Origin of the sequence: Virgibacillus salinus (assembly GCF_900102415.1) — a bacterium.
Taxonomy (GTDB): domain Bacteria; phylum Bacillota; class Bacilli; order Bacillales; family Amphibacillaceae; genus Lentibacillus; species Lentibacillus subterraneus.
In genome coordinates this window covers 21,923-46,353 of the sequence record NZ_FNKD01000004.1, presented here as the reverse complement: position 1 = coordinate 46,353, position 24,431 = coordinate 21,923, and the positions used below count along the sequence as shown (strand labels likewise).

Here is a 24,431-nt window from a genome sequence, read left to right as displayed (position 1 = left end):
CTCCTTAATTAATTTTTTTATATATTCTTTACTTTTAAAAATTAAGAAGCAATCTTTGGCGGTTCTGCTGGCGGTGCATTCACCCACTGATCCCGAAGAACTTCGGATCTCTTGCCGATTACTTGCGACTTAGAAAAGAACATCAAAGAATTTGGCAAATCTCCTTTTACCACTGAAGAAAAACTGGTTTGTCCACCATAATCACCACCACTTGTTGATGCTGGTGACGGTAATGAACCAGGTTTAATCATAAGTTCCTGACTAACTGGATCTTCGTTAGGTTTTGGAATTGACTTTGACTTCCTTCTTTGTTCTTGTTCAACAAGAATATTATCATTCTCAGATGTACTTTGTTTATTATTATTTTGAACTGTTTTATCTCCTGAATCGGCTACTGAAATACGGGACATTTCTTTACTCTGCATTGGATTTTCTACATTTTTAGAGTTGTCTTTCGCCTGGGTAGTTTGCTCTTCATCAATGTTCGAGCTTTTCTCTACCGTACTTTTTGACATCCCTTTTTTTCCATGCAGTTTATCTTCAACCTGTTTCTTTACTTTTTCCTTCTTTGGCGCCACCTCTTGCTCAAGCTTCTCTGTTTGTTCAGTAGCTTGGTCATTTGCCTGAGGTGGCAGGGTTTTTGAATCCTTATCCTTCGATTCAGATTCCGCGTGTTCGGAAGCTTTATTTGACGCATTCTCTTTATCTGTCGTCCCTTTTGAAACTTGCTTATTATGATTCGACGACTCTTCAGGTATTTCAGGAGATTCCTGCCCCTTATTAGTAGTCTCTTTGGCATCTTGAGAAGTTTGTTTACCTTTTTTTGAAACCTCTTCCGCTACAGGATTTGATGATTCTTTATCATTAGCCTGTGACGTTGCCTTTTCAGGAGAATTTCCATTATTCGCTAAAGTATCGGCCGGAAGTAAAAATACCGCCAGTACCATTAGGCAACAATATACTAATGGTCTTATGCGCATACACTCACCTCCTTCCCTCTTTCTACATAATTCTTATTTTTCTATCATTTTCTGTCCGTCTTATTAAAATCCAACAACTTTCGATATCTTGCTTTTCCATTCAAAATAAGCTGTTTTGTAACTAATATGAGTTATAATAATGGTGGAGGTGGATAGTGATGGTTACAGCTAAAAACTCAGTATTAACAACTGAGCAGTGGAAAGCTATTCGTGAAAATGACGAGAATTTTGATGATCAATTTTTCTATGCTGTCAGAACGACGAAAATCTTTTGCAGACCTTCCTGTAAATCTCGTGTTCCGAATTTTAATAATGTAACGATTTTCTATAATGTGGATGAAGCATTGGCGGCGGGATTTAGACCGTGTAAAAGGTGTAAAAGGTGTAAATCAGCGGGGTTCCGGCTACCGGATGAAGAATGGGTCCTTCAAGCAGAAGCATACATGAGAGAACATTCTTCCAAACAGTTAACATTGGACAGAAAAAACGAACAGGACAGACACCACGAAAATTCCGAAAAAGTGATGAAAATGAGGTGTTACGTCATGAAATATAATGAAGAAAATGTGGTATATTATGGCCATATTAAATCTGATGGTTGTTCCATTTATCTTGCTGTTACCGATACTGGCCTTTGTTTTATCGGTTCAGATAATGGAAGAGTTAGTGAAATGAAGAGCTGGTTTAATAGTAAACGGCCAAGAGCCCATCTAGTAGAAGACTGGAATGAAGTATCCGTATATGCTGAACAGTTAGTAGACTATTTAAACGGTGAACGGAAAAATATTGATTTACCTATAGATTTAAATGGCACAGAGTTTCAGGAAGCAGTATGGGCTGAATTACAAAACATACCATATGGTAAAACAAAATCATACACGGATATATCAGAAGCCATCGGCAAGCCTGATTCAGTACGTGCAGTAGGAACAGCAGTTGGAGCGAATCCCTTATTGATTGTTGTACCTTGTCACCGGGTGATTAGTAAAAGCGGGAAACTAACTGGCTATCGTGGTGGCATTCCAATGAAAGAAAAATTACTTAGGCTGGAACGCAGCTAATGACACGAAAATATCAATTAATCTATGATAAATTGTTAGACTATTATGGCCCGCAAAACTGGTGGCCTGCTGATACACCCTTTGAAATGATGATTGGCTCGATTCTAGTACAGAATACAAGCTGGCGTAATGTGGAAAAAGCACTGGAAGAGGTAAGACCTTTTTTGAGTCCGAAGCATATAGAAAAGTTAACAACCGAGGAGCTGGCTCAGTTGATCCGTTCGAGTGGCTTTTTTAATATCAAGGCAAAACGAATTAAAGCTTTTCTGGAATGGTATAAATCCTATAACTACGATATTGATGTGATCAAAAAATTAGACAAGCTTCAGCTAAGAAACGAACTGCTCAGCATTAATGGTATTGGCCGTGAAACAGCTGATGTAATACTGCTGTATGCTTTTGATAAACCAGTATTTGTTGTTGATGCATATGCGAGAAGAATCTTTTACCGGCTCGGATTCGATATGCCAAAATTCTATGATACATTTCGAAAACAGGTAGAAGAAGTGGTTCCGGAAGATATAGGATTGTATAATGAATTTCATGCTGTGCTGGTTGAGCATGCAAAGGTTTATTGTAAGTCTGTTCCGATTTGTAATGGCTGTCCATTGTTTGACGTTTGTGACCGAAGACTGGATAGCAATGATTAGAATGGAGGAAATCAGATGAAGTCATACCATACAAACCGGCGTTCTGTTCGCCGTTTTCTGCTTGATACGCAGCACCTCCTTTCACAGAAGGAGAATCCCGCAGCATCAGAAACATTGCAGATAATCCGGCAGCTTGAATGTGTTCAGCTTGATGCAGTTGCGTCCGTTGCACGTAACCAGCATCTTGTCTTAGCCGCTCGAGTTCCCGGTTATCAGCCCGAAATATTAAATGATTTATTAGCAGAAGGTCAATTATTCGAGTACTGGGCTAATGCCGCATGTACGATTCCAATGGAAGACTATCCAAAATTTGAGGCGACCCGACTTCGCTTCCAAAATCAGTCGAAAGTAGAACTGGATAAACTCGGATCTGTTGTGGATGACGTGCTCGATAAGCTGCAGATAGATGGCCCGCTTCCTTCAAGAGCTTTCAAGGCTGAGAACCGTGTTCACGGTGCTTGGGACAACAAATCCCCCAAGACCAAGGAGACCTCCCATGCCTTGAATCAGCTCCTTGATGCAGGAATAATCCGTGTTGTCAGAAGAGTAGGAGGTGAACGGTTTTTCGATTTAACTGAACGTACGATCCCGAAGAACCTGTTAAAAGAAGCTGAAAAAATGGATAGCATTGAATCGAATGAAGCCCTTTTGGAAAAATATATACGGGCCTACCGCGTCTTTGATGCAGGTGATCCCCGTCTGGGCTGGCAAAAAATGAGTGCAGCACAACGTCGAGAAGCGATTACAAAGCGAGTGGAAAATGGAGCAATTATTCCATTAGAAATGGATGATGTTCACCGCCAATATTATATTCTAGCTGAAGACTTGGACGCATTAAAAAAACACGAACAATTCACACCTAAGGGAGAATCTTCCACAGAGGATGTGCCAATCCGATTTCTTCCGCCACTGGATAACTTGCTCTGGCGCAGGGAGCGATTGGCAGATCTTTTTGACTTCTCCTATAAATGGGAAGTATATACACCAAAAGCCAAACGAAAGTATGGATATTATGCCATGCCAATCCTTGCCGGAGACTGTTTAGTTGGTCGAATCGATCCAGGCCTGGACAGAGAAAATCAACACTTGAATATTCGTTTGCTACAATTAGAGCATAGTGTGAACATGACGCCAAACCTGCGTAGAAATTTAAAGGAAGCTATAGAGAGCTTTGCCGCCTTTCATCAGGCTCAAACTATCACTATCGAACAAGCAATGCAGGATGTACGGATTTTTTAATATCAATGTTTTTTTACATAACTTGAAAAACCGTACGAACTGGCAAGAGTACTCTATTAGAAGTAAAATAAATATAAGCGACAAACATCAGGCACCCTCTCTCTTACTGGGTGCCTGGATTTTTCCAAGGGGGGGGGTTTAATAAGATGAAAATCGTAATTGCTCCGGATTCTTTCAAAGAAAGTATGTCAGCATTAGCTGCTGCCAATGCGATTGAAAATGGCTTTAAAAAAATTATACCTGAAGCAACATATGTGAAAGTCCCCATGGCTGACGGGGGCGAGGGAACCGTTCAATCGCTCGTGGTCACGACAAACGGGAAAATCATCAGTGAAACCGTAACAGGACCAGCAGGCTACCCTGTTGAAGCATTTTATGGGATTACGGGTGATGGAAAGACAGCCGTGATTGAGATGGCTGCAGCGTCCGGTCTTCACCTCGTACAATATGAAAACAGAAATCCATTAACGGCAACAACAAAAGGTACTGGAGAACTAATTCTCGCTGCACTAAACCTTGGTGTAAAACATTTGATTATTGGACTAGGTGGAAGTGCAACTAATGATGGTGGAGCAGGAATGGCTCAAGCGTTAGGTGCCAGCCTGCTCGACTCTAATGGAGTACCGATAGATTTTGGTGGCGGTGAATTAAATAAAATTCATTCAATCGACACCACAAACCTTGACCCAAGATTGCAGCAGGTACAAGTTGATGTTGCTTGTGACGTGGATAATCCCCTGATTGGAGATCATGGTGCGTCTGCTGTATTCGGCCAGCAAAAGGGTGCGACTGACAAGATGATTGCGACGTTAGATCAAAATCTCACCCATTACGCGCAAATGCTACAACGTGATTTAGATAAAGACGTTGAGACAATTCCAGGGTCAGGTGCAGCTGGCGGCCTTGGTGCAGGTTTACTAGCCTTTTTAGAAGCCGACCTAAAACGAGGAATCGATATTGTCATCGATGCAGTCGATTTAGAAGAACACATGGAACATGCCACACTAGTCATCACCGGTGAAGGTAAAATAGACAAACAAACAATTTACGGAAAAACACCAATTGGAGTTGCCAAAATCGCTAAAAAACAACACATACCTGTCATAGGTTTAGCAGGCTCACTTGGCGAAGATTATCAAGTTGTTCATGACCACGGGATTGATGCACTCTACTCTATTGTACCAAGTGCAGTTTCACTAGAGACAGCACTCACCAATGCAGAGCAGTTTACAGAACAACTAGCCGAGAATATTGCCAGAACGATTAAGGTACTGGGATTATAATATTTGGCATGGTGTCTTGACTAGTGAAGATAGGACGGCACACTTAATTGACTTTCAAAAATTTGTCGACCGCAATAGGGCCTTTTTGTTGAGAAAAAGCCGTTCCGTTTATGATGGAACCTAAATGAAATAATAATTATATAATGCTTTAAAAAGGGTGGATATGCGATGATTGCAAAAACTGAAGAGGATTTTAATGGATTAAGAGAAATTGGTGAAATTTGTGGAGCAATTCGAGATAAATTAGTCCAATGTACGAAACCTGGTATTACTACAAAAGAACTCGATGAAATTGCGGGAGAGATTTTTGAAAAAACAGGAGCTCTATCTGCACCAAAAGTAGAATACGATTTCCCTGGGTATACATGCATTAGCATAAATGAAGAGGTGGCGCACGGTATTCCAAGGGACCGGAGAATTCAAGAAGGAAACCTTGTAAATATTGATGTTTCAGGTTCTAAAAACGGGTATTTCGCAGATACTGGAATTTCCTTTGTTGTTGGGAAAGGAGAGGTAATTTTACAGAAAATATGTGACGTTGCTAAAGAAGCATTCGACGCTGGACTTGAGAAGGCAAAACCAGGTTCGAAAAAAAGCGTTCTCGGAAAAGCTGTACATAATGTAGCAAAACAGCACGGCTTAACTGTTATAAAAAATCTTACTGGACACGGTGTTGGGCGCTCGATTCATGAAGCACCAGAACATATTTTCAATTACTTCTCTCGCTGGGATGACGAAATTTTAAAAGATGGTATGGTAATTGCCTTTGAGCCTTTTATCTCTACATTTGAAGAGGAAGTTTTCCAATCCAAAGATGGATGGACCTTCCTAACCAATGAAAGCCATGTGGCTCAATACGAACATACAGTTATTCTTACAAAGGAAGGACCGATTATTACTACATTGTAGGAGTACTAATACCACAGTAGAACGCTATCTGTAATAAGGAAAAGCTCCTTATTGGCGTATGAATTTAAGAAATGGTTGACGTTTAGATTTGGAATTGATATTCTATTGGTAGAAAGGTCATTCTATCTAACTGAAGGAGAAGTGCAACATGAGTCGATCTATAAAAAAAGAGACATTACTTAAAGTGGCTGAACAATTATTTTATGAGCATGGATTTCGTGGGGTAGGATTAAAGCAAATCATAAGTGAAGCGAATGTTGCTACAATGACGCTCTATAATCATTTTCCTTCCAAGGATAATTTGGTCGAAGAAGTACTGAAGCAGCGGGAGGAACGCTATTGGTCTTATTTGGATTCACATGTAGAAATGGATTCAGATTCCCCTTTCATCCTTGCTGTTGAAGCTCACGGTCGTTGGTTAAAAGAACAATCCTACAAAGGGGATATGTTTTTAAGAGCGATAGAAGATTATGCGGGAACTGATAATGAGATTGAAAACATTGCAAGAGGTCACAAAGCTAAATTACTTAAATATTTTCAACTATTAGCTCAGAGAAAAGGTAAAGAAAACAAACGTGATCTAGCTAATCAATTTGCATTGCTGCTTGAAGGAACCACTTCCATGACGACATTAATTGGTGCAGAGAAAGCAACAGAACATTCTATTGCGATGGCGAGGACACTTGTCCAACATACATCGTAATTTTTTTAACTATTAAATAGAAAGGTCGTTCTATATATTTATTTGAAGTTAGGATGAATACCATGAAATTTTCAAAGCTAGTTTTACCTGGAATTACCATGATTGCTGTGACCTATGGATTTGCAAGGTTTAGTTTTGGGTTGCTTCTCCCCGGGATAAATGAATCACTTGAAATGTCTGAATTCGTATCAGGGATGATTTCTTCGCTGTTTTATTTAGCCTATTGCTTCACGATCATTCTATCCACTGTGATCACTTCAAAAGAAGGGCCAAGAAGGATGATTATCTCTGCTGGACTATCAGCCTTTGTTGGATTGCTGCTGATGAGTATCGCTCCAAATGAGTGGGTGCTGGCGTTAGGAGTTTTACTAGCAGGTGGAAGCACAGGTTTGGTATCTCCCCCTTATGGTGCGGCGATATCGCTTTGGATTAAAGAGAATAAACAAGGGCGAGCTAACACATGGATCAATTCAGGAACAAGTTTTGGCATAGTCCTTTCTGGATTGGGAGCAATTATATTAGCACCAGACTGGAGACTGACGTATTTGATTTATGCTAGCTTGACATTTCTGATATTGGTATGGAATTTCCGAGCAATACCGAAAGTCGGGGCGAGCTCGAGTTTGGTGTTTAAAAAAGGGAACCTCTCTATACGAGGAGTAAAAGGAGCCATCCCTTTGACTTTGGCATCACTTACCCTGGGAATTTCCACAGCAGCCTTTTGGACATTTTCCAGAACTTTTATTGAAGTGACTGGAGATTATAGTGCTTGGCAGCTTTCTGGGTTTTGGGTCATTATAGGACTATTTGGTGTGCTAGGAGGGTTTTCTGGTTCTCTAATTGAAAAGGTGGGACTGCCGTTAGCTTACAAATTAGGGAGTTTGTCGATTGCATCATCATCGATAATTCTCTCTTTTGCACCTGAAAATTTATTAATGACTTACTTATCAGCTGGAATCTTCGGTTGCTCCTATATATTTTTAACAGGAGTTCTTCTCGTCTGGGGAATTCGTGTATTTATTACGAATGCATCATTAGGTATTGGCGTTCCATTTTTACTTTTGGCAGTGGGGCAAGTAATAGGTTCATTATTCGCTGGAATGTTTATTGAAGTGTGGGGTTATGTTCTTTCATTTATTCTTTATGGAATAATCGGCCTGGCTGCTAGCCTAATAGGTCCAAAAAGAACTGCTTAGAAAACTTGGCATTCGTTAAAGGGATTCTTATGAAAGCGTATTATGCTTTCTTAGAACCCCTTATACTCTGGAGTGCAAGCCTTTGGGCGTATTGCCTTAGTTGCACTTATGCAGTATGAAAGTAGTTATACTTTCTTATCTGCCAAGAAAAACCTGATGTCCCCTAGCAAACGTAGCGCTTTAATCTACCGTGCCGGTTTTAGGCGGATTGTGGAGGAATGGATTTACTTAATCATTTATTGTAAACTGAACTTACACAATTATTTAAATGACTTATTAACCATTACGATTAAAAACAGTGAGGGGGAAACTAACGTGAGTAATAAACTAAAGTTGTTACCAGAACAACGTGAAGAATTACTCAAAGCATTGAAAGCACGTTTTGAGAAAAACATGCACCGCCATGAAGGCCTTGAATGGGCTGATGTCCAAGCAAAGCTGGATACTAATCCTGAAAAACTGTGGTCGCTCAATGAAATGGAAAAAACTGCCGGTGAACCGGATGTTGTTGGTCATGATAAAAAGAAGGACGAGTACATTTTCTATGATTGTTCAACGGAAAGTCCTAAAGGCCGCAGAAGCATTTGTTACGACCGTGAAGCGCTGGAGTCGAGGAAGAAACATAAACCAGAAAATAACGCTATGGATATGGCAGCCGATATGGGCATTGAGCTTTTAACAGAAGAACAATATCGGGCTTTGCAGGAGCTTGAAAATTTCGATAAGAAAACGTCGAGTTGGATACAAACACCCTCTGATATCAGAAAACTCGGCGGTGCTCTTTTTTGCGATTACCGCTTCGGACACGTTTTCACGTATCACTTTTCGTTGAACTTTTAACAGAAGAACAATATCGGGCTTTGCAGGAGCTTGAAAATTTCGATAAGAAAACGTCGAGTTGGGTACAAACACCCTCTGATATCAGAAAACTCGGCGGTGCCCTTTTTTGCGATTATCGCTTCGGACACGTTTTCACGTACCATAATGGAGCAGAATCTTACTATGGTGCCAGAGGTTTCCGTGGCTCACTTAGGATCTGAATTTTGCACAGACAGTTAACCTTGAGTTTGATAATTGAACACACCTAAGAGCATATAACCTTTAACTATCGGGAGCACAAAAACTAAGACAAAAAGCACGTTAACCCAAATGGAATTAACGTGCTTTTCTTAAAGCTCAATTAACACTGCAAATTTAATTCATTTAGTTTAGATTGCAGCTAAAATGCAGACAGGTTAATAACTGAGATAATCCCCAAACTCATATAATTCCGGAATTGTTACCGGTAATTTCCCTTCTGGATTAACCTCACCACTTAGCACTCGAGCTAGTGCTTCGATAGATACGTCACGGTTACCGTACGTAGCTAAGTAGCCATCAACCTCTGGAAACACCATTATGTCATATGGATTACGAACCGCTGTTACAATGACTGGCTTACCTGTTTCCATTAGGGATTCTACTAAACGCTGTTGGGCATTGTTCGTATTTGCAGTATATGTTGTCACAATGATTTTATCAGCATCCTCTGCTCTGGATGTTGCCTCAGCGATTTGATTTGAGCTTGGACTTGTGTTTGTTGCGTAATCACTAGAATCGTACCCTTTTTCCCTAAGCAGATCAGAGAGGTAATCAGGATCTCCTGCAGATGGCCCTGTTATAAATAAACTGCTGTCATCAACTAAAGGCAGTAAATTGTTTTCATTTTTAACAAGTGTAATAGTTTTGTTTGCAATTTCGGTTGCTTTTGCCAAATTTTCTTCTGTACCAATGTTTTCAATTTCACTTGGATCCGTATACGTATCTCCGAATAGTCCCTTCTTCATTTTGGCTTTCAGTATTCGGTACACAGATTTATTTACACGATCCTCACTAATCTCTCCACTTTGAACTGCTTCTAACACTGCATTATAAGCCACTTCTACGTTAGGTGGGTTTAGCAAAATATCGTTTCCAGCCTTAAATGCTTCTACAGCAACACGGTCTGGTTCAACGACATTGGCACCTGACATGCCTAGGCTGTCGGTAACAATCAATCCCTCAAAGCCCATTTCCTCACGTAAAAGTCCCTGTAAAATTGGCTTAGATAGCGTTGCTGGCAGACCTGAATCATCAAGTGCCGGAACAACGATATGGGCAGTCATTATTGCATCTATGCCATTATCAATTGCTGCTTGAAATGGCTTTAAGTCTACATTATGCAGCGTCTCTAAGTCATGGTTGATAATCGGCAATCCATAATGAGAATCAACATTTGTATCTCCATGACCTGGGAAATGCTTAGCTGTTGGAATGACACTTTGATCTTCATATGCCTGCACCTGGGCAACAGTTAAATCTGAAACGAGATCGGGATCTTCACTGAAAGAACGAACACCGATAACCGGATTCTCCGGGTTAACGTTAACATCTGCTACTGGGGCAAAGTTCATGTTAATACCAAGACTGCTTAATTCCTCGCCCATGATAGCTGCAGATTGTGTTGCATATTCGGTAGACCTCGTGGCTCCAAGTGCCATATTTCCAGGAAACACTGTACCAGGACTTGTAATTCGCTGTACAATTCCGCCTTCCTGATCCGTCGAAATAAATAATGGAATTGGCATACGCTGATCCATCGCTATATCTTGTAGACCATTTGATAGCGCATTAACCTGTGTTGTATCAATCGGTGTTCCAATATTACCTGTCCAATTGAAATAGATTACACCACCAATATGATATTTTTCAATCGCCTTTTCAAAATTCTTGGCTCCTCGGTTCATCCGTAAGTTTGTGTCTTCATAATTAGGATCTGTCGGGGTTTCACCGTACATATGAATGACAAATAACTGGCCAATTTTTTCTTCCAATGTCATATGGTTTATTTTGTTAACAATCCAGCCATGCTTGACTTTTTCACCATCACCCCAGCCTGGATGGGTCGGGTCGTCCCAGCCATTTGCAAAACTTGTCATTGGAAAACTCATTAAAATTAGCATAAAACTGGAAAGGATCGCAAACAATCGTTTCTTCATTAAAATTTCACTCCTTTTAATCTATCTCGCGTGTTAAGAGTACCTCTGTCATTACCGGTAAGTGATCAGATGCTTCAGTGTCTATCACTTGGGTGTTTGTCGGGCTTAGATCTTGGGATGTGAAAATATAATCAATACGTTTTTCTGGTGAAGACTCTGGGTAGGTATAGCCATCTCCGCTTCCTGCTTCAGTCCATGCATCTTTGAACCTGTTGAAAAGCGGGTTCAGCTCAGGAGCACCAGGTGTTGCGTTCATATCACCGACTAGAAAGGTGTTTTTTTGTTCGGAAATAATGCTGAGCATATCGTTTACTTGCATTTCTCGAATATACGGGTCTCCTCGGTAATCGAGGTGTGTTACATAAAAGGAAACGTTGACTCCCTTCACATTTAGCGTAACGCCGGGAAATCCAGGAGCAGGACTTGGTTCAGGCACAGCATCTTGTGTCGAGAGCCTAGTTATTTCGTGATTTTCAGAATTGATAATAGGGTACTTACTTAAAACAGCTAGTCCATATTTTCTTCTTGGGTCTTCTTCATTTAGTGGATCTTGATTATAAATTGGGGCAAAGAAGGCATGCATATCTAACTTTTCAGCAAGGTATTCAACCTGATCCTGAAAGTTACTGCGATACCCCCAATTGACATCCACTTCCTGCAATCCAATTACATCTGCTCCAGAACTTCGAATTGTTTCGGCAGTATGATCGATATCGTACAATCCGTCACTTCCAATTCCTGCATGAATGTTAAAGGTCATTACGTTCAGTGTTATGTCTTGGTGTTTGTCGGGGTCTTTCTCAGAAGCTGCTGTGGCCATCGGTGAAATTAGAATCATTAGAAGAGCAATAAAAATTACGATAGCCTTGTTCTTCATTATCTAACCTCCTTATATAACTCTATTATGTTAGTACTCCTCCTTTCCAAACTATTAACTCTATCAAGTTAATAGTAGCTTCTAAACGATAGCTTGTATATAGTACGATGGAATTATTATTTAATAATTCAGAAAAAACAGAGTAGATTTTACCTATTTACCCCACGTAACTTTTGGCTCATGTTTTTATAGCCTTAGTTGCACTTACACAGTAGAAATGTTTTATATACTGCTAAAAAAAGCCGGGGTAAGAACTCCGACTTTGCAAATAACTATTTGAACATGGAAAGGTCAACTGATTCAGCCATTTTCTTATAACCTAAATCATTAGGGTGCAAGTGATCCCCAGCATCATATTTGGGAAGAAAACGTTCAGGTTCTTCTGGATCCCTTAGTGCTTTGTCAAAATCAATTACTCCATCAAACTCGCCACTTGTCCTAATCCAGTCATTTACCTCCTGACGCGTTTTCTCTTTTTTTGAAGTATACATTCCTGAACCTTTAAAAGGAGTTAACGTACCACCATAAATTTTAAGTCCTTGTCCATGGACAGAATTGATAACTTGCCTCATTCGTTCAATAATTTTATCCGCATCATATTCCGGATAATGTCGAATATCATTTAAACCTTGATTTAGGATTACTGCCTTAACACCGGTTTGGCTATAAACATCTCGTTCCAGCCTCGCTAATGCATTCTCACCTTTATCAGAATGACTGTTTATTAATTGATTGGCAGAGATTCCTGCGTTCAATACAGACATTTTGACTTCAGAAGTACTAAATCGTTTGGCTAAATAATCAGGCCATCGGTGATTGGCATTTACTGTCGAGTGATTTCCATTCGCAATAGAACTTCCCACTACAACGAGGCCACCTTTTACAGATGGATCAGCTACAACATCCACCCCATCTAACCAAAACCAAGCTTCTTCTTTTGTTTTAAATGCTGAAGTATCATCTGAAACATGATTCCCATTTGAAATATACGTCGTTTGCATGGAACGCGGGTGCCATGTAACTGGCCCAGTTTTATCCTTAACATAGACACTTACAGCCAAATTTTTATCACTATTTACTTTAAGGGGAATTTGATCACTAAATTCTTTCTCCCCAGAGGGAATGGTTACTTTTTCATCGCCCCCAAATGTAACCTTTTGGTCTGTACCAGGAATAATCTCAGATCCATTTTTGGTAATCGCTACATGTACCTCGTCGATAGATAACGGGTCCAAACCAAATGTATTAGATAAGCGAATGCGCATCTTTTCACCGTCTATATGAGGTCGGAGAATTAATCGTATGGTTTGATTTTCAAATCCTTTATGAGAAACTCCATCTTCTCCAGGTGATTGCATACTTGCAGTCCAAGCACCTATCCACTCACCTTTACCTGAGTTTTTTTCGTTTGAAGATCCCCATCCCTTTAAGCTGTAGATACTGAAAAATATTATAATGGTAATGAAAATAACATATAATAGACGCCTCATGATTTTCTCGCCCTTCTTGTTGATGTCGATAGGTTGCTGCACCTTATAATATTTTATTCGAAAAGTGGGGTCCTTTTATTAACGTTAAATGATCTTTTTCCAATTTTAACATTATCAGCTTTTTTTACTAATAATGATTAGTTAGTTCTTTGTGCTACCTGATCATTGCTTTCTCTACGTAAAACCATCAAAACAACAGGAACAAGAATTAACGATAGAACACCACTGCCAAGTGATAATGCAGTAAAGCTGGAGTTAACTACAACAATACCTGATAAAGCTCCACCTGCAGCCCCTGAAAGGGCAATTAAAACATCTACTTTTCCTTGTATCTTGGCACGGTTTGTTGGTGTTGTTGCATCTACGATAAGTGCAGTTCCGCTGACCAAGCCAAAATTCCATCCTAATCCCAATAAAGCTAATGCGATCGTAAGCATGACTAAAGAATCAGTTGGCGCATAAGCGGCTATTATACCAGCTAATAATAACGTAAATCCTGACGCTCCCGCCATCACATTACGCCCAACTTTATCAACAAGTATTCCTGTTACAAGTGAGGGAAGATACATTGCACCTATATGAATCCCAATTATTAGTCCTACTTCTCTTAATCCATGCCCATGGTCCCCCATATGCACAGGGGTCATCGTCATAACCGCAACCATGACTATTTGGGTTAAAACCATTACGGTAGCGCCTACAATAATAACTTGCTGATCTATTTTAGGTGTTTCGACTTTATTTTCAGTAATTTTACTTTCATTCTGCTGATCTTTTAGCGCAAGTGCTTCAGCAACTTTAAGTGGATCTGGATGAAGTGAAATTAATAGCACTAAACCAGCTAAAATAAAAGCAGCAGCAGCCAAAATAAATGGTCCAGCTAATGCAGGTATACCCAATAACATAGCGAATTTTCCCATTACATCTACTAAGTTTGGCCCTGCAACAGCACCAAAGGTTGTTGCTACCAATGCCACACTTACTGCAGTTGCTCGTTGTTTTGCATTTGCTAAATCTGTTCCTGCATAACGAGCTTGTAGGTTTGTTGCTGTACCTGCACCATAGACGAGTAAAGAGACAAATAAAAGAATAACACTGCTCGTCACAGATGAGATAACAACCCCAACTGCACCAAAACCACCAGCTATGAATCCTGCTGCAAGCCCTGTACGACGACCATGGCGTTGAGAAAGGTTTCCAACAATTAGTGCAGCACCTGCTGATCCTAATGTAAATAATGCGATTGGAATACCTGCAAGGCTATCTGTACCTAACATGTCCTCTGCAAGTAATGCACCTACCGTTATACCCGCTGCAAGACCCGCTCCTCCAAGAATTTGTGCAATCACAATGATAATTAATGTACGTTTGTATAATTGTCTCTGTTTGTCCGGATTATCAACATAGTCCTGTATCAATTCCTTATTGTTCTTATCCGTATTTTCCTGCCTATTCATGTGTCTACATCCTATCTAAACTATTATAAGTTCTGGCATACCCTTAAGCTCTTACATCTTTGTTTATTCAATTCAAAGAAATATATTTTTCAACACCCGAAAAAATACACATAGGGGTATACTATATTATAAATTTGAATCTTAAACTTTGCAATGAAAACAATTAAATGACAATACATCAGAAAACAAGACTTTAGACTTACAACCTCCTTTAAGCTTTCTAGTTTAAATTCATATATACGCTGTAAATTCAGCTTATTGACAACACAGATTAATAAATGTGATATACGGATATGGGTATGCATGAAATGCCCTTATAAGGACTAACTCGAACAATTGTGGATAAGTGAATCTATTTGGTTCGTAAGGAGACAAAATATGGCATATGTATTTTTTAGAAAACTTGGCTTATCGCTTATAGATAAGCCTTAGTTGCACTTATGCAGTAAGAAAGGATTTACTTTCTTAACTGCTAAAAAATTCTATTCGGTTCAAGAATTATACATAACCCTATACAAAGGTTTTAGAACAATGAAGTATATGGTGAAAAACAAAAAAACAAGACTTTGACCGCAGAATTCAGCGAAAGAATTATGCTTGAAGTTACCGAGGTAAATGGCTGTGAAGTATGTTCTTATGCACATACAAAAATTGCCCTAGAAAAAGGGCTGAGTAATAAAGAAATTCAAATGCTATTATCTGGTAACGTGGAAAGGGTTTCTGCGGATGAAGCCGTAGCGATTTTTCCCAACATTATGCAGATACCAAAGGAAATCCAACACGTGATTCTTGGAACCGCCTCGTGGATGTTTATGGGACTACAAAAGCACTAGAATTTTTAACATCAATTCGTACTATTATGCTTGGAAATGTTTATGGTATTCCTTTGGGAGCATATCGTAGTCGTTTAAAAGGTAAATCTATTAAAGAAAGTAATTTATTATACGAAATTAGTATGATTCTAAGTTTTTACATATTTTTACCAATTTCATTTATACACAGTATAATTTCCTCATTATTGAAAACACCGATTATACAATTTAAGAAAGCTTAAACAGGCACTGTAAATAGTGAATTCGTTTTTTAGGTGTTTAACTATTTTAATCCTAATGTAAACCTTATTTACTCAGTCCTGAATATTTTATCCTATTGTTCTTACTGCCAATAAATAGCCACCTCATAGTGGGGTGGCTATTTTACACGAACTAATTAATGTCACTTTGTCAATTCTCGTTAGGAAATAAATAAATCTTTAATGACCTGGTTATGTCTTCTGATTGACTTTTCTATATATAAGTCTAAAATCGTGCTCCCATTGTGAACCATCATGTGATGTTTCCCATGAACTTTGTATTGTATCTCCAAACTCATTAATTTCCCCAACAAAACGCTGGTAAAAGTCTAATTGTGAAAAATCAGATGTATCCCTCCACAATTTCCAATAATTGTTTTCGAAACTCATATTATATAGACGAGTTACACCTCGTGAATCAAAATAGTGTTGTAAATAAGTACCAGTATTAGAATCATAGTCGTAAACAAACGTACTGCTTGGGAACTCGGGTTGATTTATAAGAGTTCGCTGAACCATAAACTTCTTTCTCTCCATCCAATCAAATTTCGTTTGTCCATAAATCGAATTAGTTTGAAAGTGCGTATGAATTACTTCTATTTCCCATTTGCCTTAGAAAACTTGGCATTCGCCTAGCCTTAATGGCGAGTGCCTTAGTTGCACTTATGCAGTAAGAAAGTATTTATACTTTCTTAACTGCTAAAAAAAACTCCAATCGCTTTATCATTTCATCACGAATTGATTTTTTCATGAATAATGGATTTCCCCTTCTCATTTGAAATTTTCATAAATAAAAAAATCAGGTTAAAGCTCACAACGAAGTTCTTTTAAACTCTCCAGCCCCGTAGTTGACTAAGAAACGATGTTTATAACATTGATCTAGTTAAAATGTCTGTGAACTAGCGGGCTGTATTCATTAACCCCTGTATGCCTTCTGTAACTCCGCAAGATCAAGTTTCTTCATTTTTAGAGTTGCTTGTGTAACGCGCGCAACTTGTTCTGGTGTGCCATTATTCATCATCGCTTCCTTTTCTTTCGGTACAATCTGCCAGGACATTCCGTACTTATCTTTCAGCCATCCACACTGCTCAGATTCAGGTACTGCAGACAGCTTATTCCAGTAGTTATCAATCTCTTCCTGCGTGTCACAATATACCGTCAATGAGATTGCCTCGCTAAAACTGAATGGATGATTTTCCGCACTGTCCATTGCGGCTAACCTTTGATTCTCGATAATGAAATCTGAAAACATAATGCTTCCTTCTTTGTCAGGTTCCATACCTTGAGGGTAACGGGCAATTGATCCTTTCTTTGCGTTATTGAATACTGATAGATAATAATTGATCGCCTCTTCGGCTTTGTTGTATTGATCACCGACAAACATAAGTGAAGGCATGATTGTTGGCCGCTCTTCATCTTCAGGATTGGTTAAAATTAGTTGCCACGACAAACCATACTTATCCTGAATCCAGCCATATTTATCACTAAAGGAATACTTGTCAAGCGGCATTAACACTTTGCCACCTTCAGACAATTTGTTCCAAACCTGGTTTATCTTTTCACTCGCTTCTTTATCTCTCTTTGGGTCAAAATTCACCATGAAAGACACCGCTGGATTAAATTTGAAAATAGGTCCTGCATTGATGGACAAGAACTTTTGCCCCCACAACTCAAACGAAACTAAATGAGAGTCACCAGATGGTGTGTCGTCAAGTGGCGTTACACTCGTAATTCTGGATTCCGGAAAAATGGAAGCATAAAACGCTGCCGCTTCCTTCGCGTCCTTGTCATACCATAAATGCGGAACGATGCTTTGATGTGTTTTTGTCATCGTTAAATCCTCCTTAGAATTGTTATTAACTTCAATTACTCTGATGTTTATCCAGGAATTCTTCAAGCCGATCCAAGAGTTCAATGGCTCCTTCTTCCATACCCGCTTTTATCATGCCATCTCGACCTTCTACTGACTGATATACCGTAGTCTCGGTAAACTTCGTCTTACTACCAGGCATTTCTTCAAAGTGGATCGTGACAAGTCCGAGAAAATCAGAATAGCCTTCAACATCAAAGGTATTGATTATTTTTTCAGGTGAAGAGATTTCATGATAAACACCATTAAATGCATATTCGTTTCCTTCAACGTCTCGGTGAATGAATCGCCAAATGCCACCTTTTTTCACGTCCATCTGATCTACTGTAGTTGTATACCTTTTCGGACCCCACCACTCAGGGACTGTTATTGGGTCGGTATAAGTCTTAAACACAAGCTCCCGAGGTGCATTAAAGATACGAGAAATGACTACATCGTGTGTTCCTTTTTCAGCTATAATCCGAGTTTTTGACATATTATCTACTCCTCTATTTTAAATTTGAGAAACATCATATTTGCTCGTCATCGCTCTTTTCAATAGCTTGTTTTTTCATTAAAAGATCTTCAAACCTGTCAAACTGTTCTTCTTTATCTCTGATGAAAGATTCTAACCATTTGTCCATCTCTACAAACGATTCTTGACGAATGGAATATATTCGTCTGTTCGCATCAGCCTTCACGCTAACAAGACCAACTTTAGCCAAAACATGAAGATGTTTGGATGACTGTGGCATTCGTAGTCCGAGCTTCTGAGAGACTTCCCCGACGGTTAGCGCTCCAAGGTCTCGCAGCAATTCAATGATGTTCATTCTATTGGGTTCAGCCAGAGCACTGAAAGTCGCGGCATTCATGCATACATCCCCTCCTTTCATTATCTGAAGATAATATACCACATCTCAAATTTTCTTTCAAGAGAAATTTCCTAATAAGGAAAATTCTCTTGAAAGAAAATACAAGAAGAAATTGTAAGCTTAGTGAATTTTTAACTACGTTATTATATTGAGGTCGCTAATGAGAAGATATCTTTAACCACGGCTTATAAGCTATACCACTGCCAGTTCCTCGACCTTCTTTAATCTATTTATCGACTTTAGTATGTTCTTTTTCTTTTCGCCACAAAAATCCCCTTTAGACAATCATATCTAAAGGGGGAAATGGTGCATCTTATTCTGAAGCCGAAAATACGCATTACACCGTCCTCAAACGAGGACGGTGTAAAAATAAATTTGTTTAATTTTTGGTGCATTTGCTGAATAACACTTCATAGATGTAACAATAAAGTCGTTTAAATTGATGGTTTTTCCACAATCGCGCCCTACTGTTGAAGATGTAATGTTTAGCTGCTTCAAAAAGTCCACAAACAGACGATCAAACTGTCAAAGATCTGACGTGTAAGTTGACCGCACTGCAGTAAATCTATCAAGGCTAGTTAGTTTATAATCTTTATGGGTGGTTCCATGCTCCCACGCGGTATCTCTGCCCAGCAAATAACCACCTTGCTGGGCTTGCTACTAGTGTTGGGGTGCAGGGGCTTCAGGTAGTCTATCCCTTTCCAATAGGTTTTACTTGTCTGAGTCCGGTCATGGTGAGAATGGCAATACCAATTATGACGATAGCACAAATGGCAGCTACTGCTTGCATGCCACTAGTAAAGGCTTCTCGGGCACTTGAGAGAAGAGCCATGCCTACGTGCTCAGGAAGTATTTCTACTGCAGACATAGCACCAGCAAGGCTGTCGCGAGATGCATGTTCTTCAGATGGAGGGATGTCGGAAGTGATGGCACTTGCAATTTGTGCACGGTAAACGGCTGTTCCAACGCTACCCAGTATGGCGATGCCCAACGAGAAGGCGAACTCAGCATTCGTCTCTGATAAGGAGGCTGCTGATCCTGCTTTCTCAGGAGGAGCAGACCCCACCACTAAATCAGTGGCCAAACTGGGAAGAGGGGCTGTACCCAAATTGAAGAGCGCATAGCCTACCACTAAGATCATGAGTCCTGATTCTACCTGTACTTGAGTGAGCAACACACAGCCAAGTGTCGAGATCATGAGTCCCGTCCCGATTAAGCTCGCAGGGCGGATCCGGCGTGCGATAAGAGGTGAAATCAGCATGCCTACCATCGACATGAGTACCCCTGGGAGCATGCACAGCCCTGCCTTGAGCGGTGAAAGACCTTGCACAAACTGGAGATATTGCGCTACAAAAAGCATAAGCGCTCCTGTCAACGTAATACCGAACATGCCTACTAAAGCTATTCTAATAGTAGGTTTTGCAAATAAACGTAAATCAAGTAAGGGATTGCTCAACTTACGTTGCCTTAACACAAATAGTGTGCTAAAAAAAATACCAAAAACAATGGTGAATACCGAAATTAGATTCAAACCGTATTTAACTGATTCTTTAAGCCCGTAAATGAAGGGTAGAATAGATGCTAATGAAAGCGCAACGCTAATCAAATCTAATCGGGCAGCAATAGGGTCTCGATATTCAGGCAGTAATTTCGGTGCGCTCACAAGTAACAATAACATGACTGGAACACCCAGTAGAAATACCGAACCCCACCAAAAATGCCCCAGCATCGCGCCACCGACCAGTGGCCCCAAAGCCATACCACCCATAAAGCAAACCAACCATACGCCGATGGCGAAAGAACGTTGTTTTGGGTCACGGAACATTGTGCTGATTAAGGCCAAGGTTGATGGGGCTAGCGTAGCTCCAGCGATGCCAAGGATTGCGCGGGATGCAATTAGCATCTCTGCGCTTTGAGAAAACGCTGCTAACATTGAGGCAAATGCAAACGCAGCCCCGCCAATCATCAGCAATTTACGACGACCAACCTGGTCTCCGAGTGTACCCATAGTAATCAAAAAACCAGCGAGCATAAAGCCATATATGTCAATGATCCACAATTGTTGAGTACTGTCAGCACCTAGATCAGCGCCAATGTGCGGTAAGGCAAGGATCATCACCGAAACGTCGATCGAAACGAGAAGAGTTGGCAGACCGAGCACAGCAAGTCCAATCCACTCCCGTATTCCAGCTTGTTTATCCGCCTCGATCATAACATGATTCATTTACGCCTCAATTCTTCACCTAAATTGTTAAGCAACGTATTCGTACCTTGTTCCCGAATGGCTGAAGTATCGTATCCATCAAGGAAGGCACCTTGCTCGGTAAAGATGAGTTGGGTGCTATCGCCAGTTGGCTTGAATTCAACTGTAGCTAGCGACACTGAAATTCGTATATCCTCTAGATCCATAGTATAGGCATAAACAATACGTTGTTCATGTATGATCTGTAAATATCGTGCATCAAAGGTGTACACCGAACCTTCTGGTGATTCTCCACGGTTGGTTTCGCGCCCGCCGACTTGGAAATCAAATTCAATAGGTTTCTGGAACCACCGTGTCTTGGCCTTGCGGTCTGCCCATGCTGCGTAGACGGTTGCAGGAGTGGCATCATAGATTTTTTTAATGGTAAATGTATCGTGAGATACGTAACGTCCATTCATAATAACTCACTTCCTTTTTTGGCATTGTCCAGACTTTCGGATAAGTGGTCACCAAGTCGTTCTAAATGCTTCTCCCAAATATTACGCTGAGCTATGAAATACTTATCATGATTCATTCTCATCACTCCTAATAGTTTAGTGAAATCTTCAACTGATACGTTTTCCTCCTTATGCATTAAACTTGACATGTTTTCTAATTGCATTAACAGTTTTTCTTGCATTGATATATTTTCTTTAAGACGTGTAATTTGGAGTGATATGATCTCAATAGGGCTAAATCGATCACCTGATTGAACCGATTTAATTTCATTCAGCGTTAAACCCAATTCTTTTAATGATAGAATTTGCTGTAATACAGTAATATCAGATTCGTTGTATAGCCTGTGCCCAGAATAAGTATGCTCTGATGGTGAAAACAAGCGGATTTGATCATAGTATCGCAAAGTTCGAACAGTTAATCCTGCTATCTTAGCGAGTTCTCCAATTTTCCATAGCCGTTTCATGATCATCTCCTTCTTTCGCATTATTTTTTACTAGCAATCAATCCTAAATCCAGTATATATCATTACGTTACGTAAGGTTCAAGTGCCTATGCCTATCATGATTAAATAACCACCTAATAAATATATATTGGGAGGTTTATCAAGAAGTATTAATAAACGATTCGAATCGTACTCTTACCATTCTTAACTATTTTTCCAGAAGCCAACAATCACTCACACCCACAAGTATTTATTACAGCCAAGAAAACAATACAGAAACGGCTATGTAAACATCAAAATTAGAAGGGAGCATTTATCTTAAATATTTAATTTTGATGTCTTGACAAGAAGGGCCATTACAATTTAGAGAGGTTTGTTTTCTTAGTTCAAGGAAACGTATCTTTCAATTGTTTGTCTATTGATAATTACAACAGGCTTACTTCAGAATATGGCCCGTTTGCGGTATAACCTTATATTACTGTTACCATAAGAAAACCCTTTAGACAAATTACATCCGAAGGGTTAAAACGGCATATCTTTTTACAAACGGTACGACTTTATGTCAAAGCCACACTTAAACCTTCAATTTTTCGCTTTATATTCATATTGAAATCTCGAATAAAGTCAATTTGTACATCATATGTAAAAGGCACAGACATTCCCCCAATAAAAAACACACGTTCGATTACTTTAATTGTAATCGATAACGCGTGTTTTTTTAACAACTTTATTGTCACTCAACAAACTCTGTTCACATACATTAATGTTGGTAACTATAAATACCTCAAAGGATTAGTTCATTGAGGTGATCCATTCCTTATAATAATTATTTTTATCATTTATTTCTTTGTGTAACTGAAGCACCGTTTAGTGAAGTACTTATATAAAATCAAGTACTATAATATAAATTTTGTTATCCAAAAGTACAATTGGTACTAATGCTGTTATTACACTTACAGCAAAAAAATCAATAGCATACCTACACAAAGATATTCCTTTATTGATCATTTAAACTGTCAGCAAGTAAACCACATATAGTAAAACGCTAAACATTTATAAACTATGAGACAGTTTCACGTAGTTTGAAGATGGGAAGTTCTGGTAGTTCTAGGCTTGTAGGGGTAGCGTCAGGAAAATGCGGATTTACAACGATAAGGAAATTCCAAATTAAAAAGCCCAACTTCTCTACAAATCAAAATAGAGAAATTGAGCTTTTCAGTTACTTCATTTATTTATTGAATTCATTAACTGGAAGAAGTATTCAGGTTTATGAGTCTTATTTAGGTTATACCATGAATGTAATGCATCTGGTGTAAATACATCTATTTTTTTCAGTACCTCCATTGCAAATTCCAGAGGAGCTATTCCTGATGCAGTAACTAAATTTGCATCAGATACCGCAGATCCCAACTCATAGAACTTTTCTCCTTTATAGTTAGGACATACCATTTTAGTATATTCTAAGTTATTACTTGTATGCTTTCTAGTATCTAAGTATCCCATATTCGCGAGGCCCTCAGTTGCACCACAAATTGCAGCAACAATAGTGCCAAGCTTTAAAGCTTGGCCAATTCTTTCCAAGATAGGTTGATGAATTTCTTCACTCCAAGTAGTCCCTCCTGGTAAAATTAAAAGATCTTTACTCTCAAGAGTACATTCATCAAGGGAAATATCTGGTTTTATGCTCAGTCCTCCCATAGTAGTAATCATTTCTTTATTAGCTCCTACTGTAATTACTTTTAAAGGTGCTAAATCTTTTTTGAAATATCTTCCTGAGTTTAGTTCAGCAATTAAATATCCATATTCCCAGTCTGACATTGTATTAAATACATAAAGATAAACTTTTTTTGTTTGCATTAAATAACACTCCAATCCCAATTGATATACCTAGTATAATACAACTTCCCTGACAGCTAACGTCAGGGAAGTTGTATTATACTTGATGAAATTTTATTAATTCCGACAGAACTTCAATAAGTCTTTTCTTAAGACTTATTGGCTCAATAACTTGAATAGATTTACCATACGGTAAAAGTAAATATGGTACATATTTATGTATCATATCTTTTTCAAGAAGAAATACTGCTTGATTTGAAGTCCGTTCTTGTAAATAATGTCCTAAAAACCAATGTTGGCAAATATCATCCAACGCACTTGTATTTCCATTAATAACTAAAGAAATAATCCCTTCTTTTTCTTCTATAGTTGGAAGGAGGTTTTTCATAAAAAAGTCACGTGCTGAAAAATTTTCTGGCTAGTTAAACTTATTTTTGGTTAGCTGTTAAGCAGTAACTTAATTCTTCCCTCACACAATCCCCCTCAATCCCTTGCCACACATATCTCTAACACGCTTTTCCCTTTTTCTGTAATGGAACTAAGTTCTTCCCTGAAACCCCCCATTTTGCTGCCTGAAATTAGGTGGTGTTAGATTGAAAAAGGTAAGAAAGTTCTTCCCTACCGATCAGAACAGAGAAAGGAATTGGAGAAAGAGGAGAGGAAGACCTTCTCGTTTCTTTCACACTTCTTCCTCTAAAGTAATGTATTGAAAAATTGCTGGATGAGGATTGAATTGTTCTTGTTTGAAAGTTGATTGAGTTCAGTGCTGATAATGGATTGAGGATTTTCGAAGGCAA

The 24,431-nt window shown here is 39.1% G+C and carries 23 protein-coding genes and 2 pseudogenes; 10 read left to right on the top strand and 15 right to left on the bottom strand.

Annotated features, from left to right (window positions below; genetic code table 11):
* Nucleotides 1–41 precede the first annotated feature (41 nt).
* Entirely contained in the window at nucleotides 42–980 is a 939-nt protein-coding gene (locus tag BLS02_RS15835) for a hypothetical protein (RefSeq protein WP_092494008.1), read from the bottom strand.
* A 158-nt stretch (nucleotides 981–1,138) separates the two neighbouring features.
* On the opposite strand from BLS02_RS15835, the gene BLS02_RS19460 reads away from it, so the two are divergent.
* The 9 genes and pseudogenes from BLS02_RS19460 to BLS02_RS15790 all read left to right on the top strand — a co-directional run.
* Nucleotides 1,139–2,041 (top strand): methylated-DNA--[protein]-cysteine S-methyltransferase, encoded by a 903-nt coding sequence (locus tag BLS02_RS19460; RefSeq protein WP_092494007.1) that lies wholly within the window; start codon nucleotides 1,139–1,141, stop codon nucleotides 2,039–2,041.
* Nucleotides 2,041–2,691, top strand: coding sequence for an endonuclease III domain-containing protein (locus BLS02_RS15825; RefSeq protein WP_092494006.1), 651 nt, complete (start codon nucleotides 2,041–2,043; stop codon nucleotides 2,689–2,691). Before BLS02_RS19460 ends, BLS02_RS15825 begins: the two co-directional genes overlap by 1 nt.
* Before the next feature lie 114 nt (nucleotides 2,692–2,805).
* Nucleotides 2,806–3,930, top strand: coding sequence for a winged helix-turn-helix domain-containing protein (locus BLS02_RS15820; protein WP_254788796.1), 1,125 nt, complete (start codon nucleotides 2,806–2,808; stop codon nucleotides 3,928–3,930).
* 146 nt (nucleotides 3,931–4,076) lie between these two features.
* Nucleotides 4,077–5,213, top strand: coding sequence for a glycerate kinase (locus BLS02_RS15815; protein ID WP_092494004.1), 1,137 nt, complete (start codon nucleotides 4,077–4,079; stop codon nucleotides 5,211–5,213).
* Between the two features lie 168 nt (nucleotides 5,214–5,381).
* Nucleotides 5,382–6,122: a type I methionyl aminopeptidase gene (gene map, locus BLS02_RS15810; protein WP_092494003.1), complete on the top strand. Its 741-nt coding sequence runs from the start codon at nucleotides 5,382–5,384 to the stop codon at nucleotides 6,120–6,122.
* 148 nt (nucleotides 6,123–6,270) lie between these two features.
* Nucleotides 6,271–6,825: a TetR/AcrR family transcriptional regulator gene (locus tag BLS02_RS15805; protein ID WP_092494002.1), complete on the top strand. Its 555-nt coding sequence runs from the start codon at nucleotides 6,271–6,273 to the stop codon at nucleotides 6,823–6,825.
* 62 nt (nucleotides 6,826–6,887) lie between these two features.
* A complete protein-coding gene (locus BLS02_RS15800; RefSeq protein ID WP_092494001.1) occupies nucleotides 6,888–8,021 on the top strand; it encodes an MFS transporter in 1,134 nt (377 codons plus the stop codon).
* A 315-nt stretch (nucleotides 8,022–8,336) separates the two neighbouring features.
* Nucleotides 8,337–8,861 carry a DUF4256 domain-containing protein gene (locus BLS02_RS15795; protein WP_254788795.1) on the top strand — a complete coding sequence of 175 codons (525 nt, stop codon included), beginning with the start codon at nucleotides 8,337–8,339 and terminating at the stop codon, nucleotides 8,859–8,861.
* A pseudogene (locus tag BLS02_RS15790) lies at nucleotides 8,849–9,061 on the top strand (DUF4256 domain-containing protein); the annotation flags it as partial. The gene BLS02_RS15795 and the pseudogene BLS02_RS15790, both read left to right, overlap by 13 nt.
* A 195-nt stretch (nucleotides 9,062–9,256) precedes the next feature.
* On the opposite strand, the gene BLS02_RS15785 reads toward BLS02_RS15790, so the two are convergent.
* From BLS02_RS15785 to BLS02_RS15770, 4 genes are all read right to left on the bottom strand, one after another.
* Nucleotides 9,257–11,038 (bottom strand): glycoside hydrolase family 3 protein, encoded by a 1,782-nt coding sequence (locus BLS02_RS15785; RefSeq protein WP_092494000.1) that lies wholly within the window; start codon nucleotides 11,036–11,038, stop codon nucleotides 9,257–9,259.
* 16 nt (nucleotides 11,039–11,054) lie between these two features.
* Nucleotides 11,055–11,915, bottom strand: a complete 861-nt coding sequence (locus tag BLS02_RS15780) for an endonuclease/exonuclease/phosphatase family protein (RefSeq protein ID WP_175559510.1) — start codon at nucleotides 11,913–11,915, stop codon at nucleotides 11,055–11,057.
* Nucleotides 11,916–12,187: 272 nt separating this feature from the next.
* Nucleotides 12,188–13,405: an SGNH/GDSL hydrolase family protein gene (locus tag BLS02_RS15775; RefSeq protein WP_092493999.1), complete on the bottom strand. Its 1,218-nt coding sequence runs from the start codon at nucleotides 13,403–13,405 to the stop codon at nucleotides 12,188–12,190.
* Nucleotides 13,406–13,542: 137 nt separating this feature from the next.
* Nucleotides 13,543–14,862 carry an MFS transporter gene (locus tag BLS02_RS15770; protein ID WP_092493998.1) on the bottom strand — a complete coding sequence of 440 codons (1,320 nt, stop codon included), beginning with the start codon at nucleotides 14,860–14,862 and terminating at the stop codon, nucleotides 13,543–13,545.
* Nucleotides 14,863–15,428: 566 nt separating this feature from the next.
* Between BLS02_RS15770 and BLS02_RS19115 the strand changes: the two genes are divergently transcribed.
* Entirely contained in the window at nucleotides 15,429–15,695 is a 267-nt protein-coding gene (locus BLS02_RS19115; protein WP_302846752.1) for a carboxymuconolactone decarboxylase family protein, read from the top strand.
* Between the two features lie 431 nt (nucleotides 15,696–16,126).
* Here the strand turns inward: BLS02_RS19115 and BLS02_RS15760 are convergent, their stop codons facing one another.
* The 10 genes and pseudogenes from BLS02_RS15760 to BLS02_RS15720 all read right to left on the bottom strand — a co-directional run.
* Nucleotides 16,127–16,453, bottom strand: coding sequence for a hypothetical protein (locus tag BLS02_RS15760; RefSeq protein ID WP_092493997.1), 327 nt, complete (start codon nucleotides 16,451–16,453; stop codon nucleotides 16,127–16,129).
* A gap of 397 nt (nucleotides 16,454–16,850) precedes the next feature.
* Nucleotides 16,851–17,765, bottom strand: coding sequence for a VOC family protein (locus BLS02_RS15755; RefSeq protein ID WP_092493996.1), 915 nt, complete (start codon nucleotides 17,763–17,765; stop codon nucleotides 16,851–16,853).
* A 31-nt stretch (nucleotides 17,766–17,796) separates the two neighbouring features.
* Complete coding sequence (locus BLS02_RS15750) at nucleotides 17,797–18,279, bottom strand: SRPBCC family protein (protein WP_092493995.1); 483 nt, start codon at nucleotides 18,277–18,279, stop codon at nucleotides 17,797–17,799.
* A gap of 34 nt (nucleotides 18,280–18,313) precedes the next feature.
* Nucleotides 18,314–18,676 (bottom strand): ArsR/SmtB family transcription factor, encoded by a 363-nt coding sequence (locus BLS02_RS15745; protein ID WP_390314106.1) that lies wholly within the window; start codon nucleotides 18,674–18,676, stop codon nucleotides 18,314–18,316.
* Between the two features lie 670 nt (nucleotides 18,677–19,346).
* Nucleotides 19,347–20,879: an MFS transporter gene (locus tag BLS02_RS15740; RefSeq protein ID WP_092493993.1), complete on the bottom strand. Its 1,533-nt coding sequence runs from the start codon at nucleotides 20,877–20,879 to the stop codon at nucleotides 19,347–19,349.
* Nucleotides 20,876–21,316 carry an SRPBCC family protein gene (locus BLS02_RS15735; RefSeq protein ID WP_092493992.1) on the bottom strand — a complete coding sequence of 147 codons (441 nt, stop codon included), beginning with the start codon at nucleotides 21,314–21,316 and terminating at the stop codon, nucleotides 20,876–20,878. The genes BLS02_RS15740 and BLS02_RS15735 overlap by 4 nt, the downstream gene beginning before the upstream one ends.
* Nucleotides 21,313–21,819, bottom strand: coding sequence for a MerR family transcriptional regulator (locus BLS02_RS15730; RefSeq protein WP_092493991.1), 507 nt, complete (start codon nucleotides 21,817–21,819; stop codon nucleotides 21,313–21,315). Before BLS02_RS15730 ends, BLS02_RS15735 begins: the two co-directional genes overlap by 4 nt.
* A gap of 536 nt (nucleotides 21,820–22,355) precedes the next feature.
* Nucleotides 22,356–22,535 (bottom strand): hypothetical protein, encoded by a 180-nt coding sequence (locus BLS02_RS18815; RefSeq protein WP_092505306.1) that lies wholly within the window; start codon nucleotides 22,533–22,535, stop codon nucleotides 22,356–22,358.
* Nucleotides 22,536–23,022: 487 nt separating this feature from the next.
* Nucleotides 23,023–23,655, bottom strand: coding sequence for a type 1 glutamine amidotransferase family protein (locus tag BLS02_RS15725; RefSeq protein WP_092493990.1), 633 nt, complete (start codon nucleotides 23,653–23,655; stop codon nucleotides 23,023–23,025).
* A 76-nt stretch (nucleotides 23,656–23,731) separates the two neighbouring features.
* Nucleotides 23,732–24,073, bottom strand: a pseudogene (locus tag BLS02_RS15720) (DNA-binding transcriptional regulator); the annotation flags it as partial.
* Nucleotides 24,074–24,431: the final 358 nt, after the last annotated feature.

Bases quoted from the DNA above. Each gene is read 5' to 3' on its own strand.
- map (WP_092494003.1), top strand. From the start codon at position 5,382: ATGATTGCAAAAACTGAAGAGGATTTTAATGGATTAAGAGAAATTGGT.
- BLS02_RS15760 (WP_092493997.1), bottom strand. From the start codon at position 16,453: ATGGTTCAGCGAACTCTTATAAATCAACCCGAGTTCCCAAGCAGTACG.
- BLS02_RS15785 (WP_092494000.1), bottom strand. From the start codon at position 11,038: ATGAAGAAACGATTGTTTGCGATCCTTTCCAGTTTTATGCTAATTTTA.
- BLS02_RS15735 (WP_092493992.1), bottom strand. From the start codon at position 21,316: ATGAATGGACGTTACGTATCTCACGATACATTTACCATTAAAAAAATC.
- BLS02_RS15755 (WP_092493996.1), bottom strand. From the start codon at position 17,765: ATGACAAAAACACATCAAAGCATCGTTCCGCATTTATGGTATGACAAG.
- BLS02_RS15815 (WP_092494004.1), top strand. From the start codon at position 4,077: ATGAAAATCGTAATTGCTCCGGATTCTTTCAAAGAAAGTATGTCAGCA.
- BLS02_RS15740 (WP_092493993.1), bottom strand. From the start codon at position 20,879: ATGAATCATGTTATGATCGAGGCGGATAAACAAGCTGGAATACGGGAG.
- BLS02_RS19460 (WP_092494007.1), top strand. From the start codon at position 1,139: ATGGTTACAGCTAAAAACTCAGTATTAACAACTGAGCAGTGGAAAGCT.
- BLS02_RS15805 (WP_092494002.1), top strand. From the start codon at position 6,271: ATGAGTCGATCTATAAAAAAAGAGACATTACTTAAAGTGGCTGAACAA.
- BLS02_RS15730 (WP_092493991.1), bottom strand. From the start codon at position 21,819: ATGAAACGGCTATGGAAAATTGGAGAACTCGCTAAGATAGCAGGATTA.
- BLS02_RS15770 (WP_092493998.1), bottom strand. From the start codon at position 14,862: ATGAATAGGCAGGAAAATACGGATAAGAACAATAAGGAATTGATACAG.
- BLS02_RS15725 (WP_092493990.1), bottom strand. From the start codon at position 23,655: ATGCAAACAAAAAAAGTTTATCTTTATGTATTTAATACAATGTCAGAC.
- BLS02_RS15750 (WP_092493995.1), bottom strand. From the start codon at position 18,279: ATGTCAAAAACTCGGATTATAGCTGAAAAAGGAACACACGATGTAGTC.
- BLS02_RS15775 (WP_092493999.1), bottom strand. From the start codon at position 13,405: ATGAGGCGTCTATTATATGTTATTTTCATTACCATTATAATATTTTTC.
- BLS02_RS15800 (WP_092494001.1), top strand. From the start codon at position 6,888: ATGAAATTTTCAAAGCTAGTTTTACCTGGAATTACCATGATTGCTGTG.
- BLS02_RS15745 (WP_390314106.1), bottom strand. From the start codon at position 18,676: ATGAAAGGAGGGGATGTATGCATGAATGCCGCGACTTTCAGTGCTCTG.
- BLS02_RS15835 (WP_092494008.1), bottom strand. From the start codon at position 980: ATGCGCATAAGACCATTAGTATATTGTTGCCTAATGGTACTGGCGGTA.
- BLS02_RS15780 (WP_175559510.1), bottom strand. From the start codon at position 11,915: ATGAAGAACAAGGCTATCGTAATTTTTATTGCTCTTCTAATGATTCTA.
- BLS02_RS15825 (WP_092494006.1), top strand. From the start codon at position 2,041: ATGACACGAAAATATCAATTAATCTATGATAAATTGTTAGACTATTAT.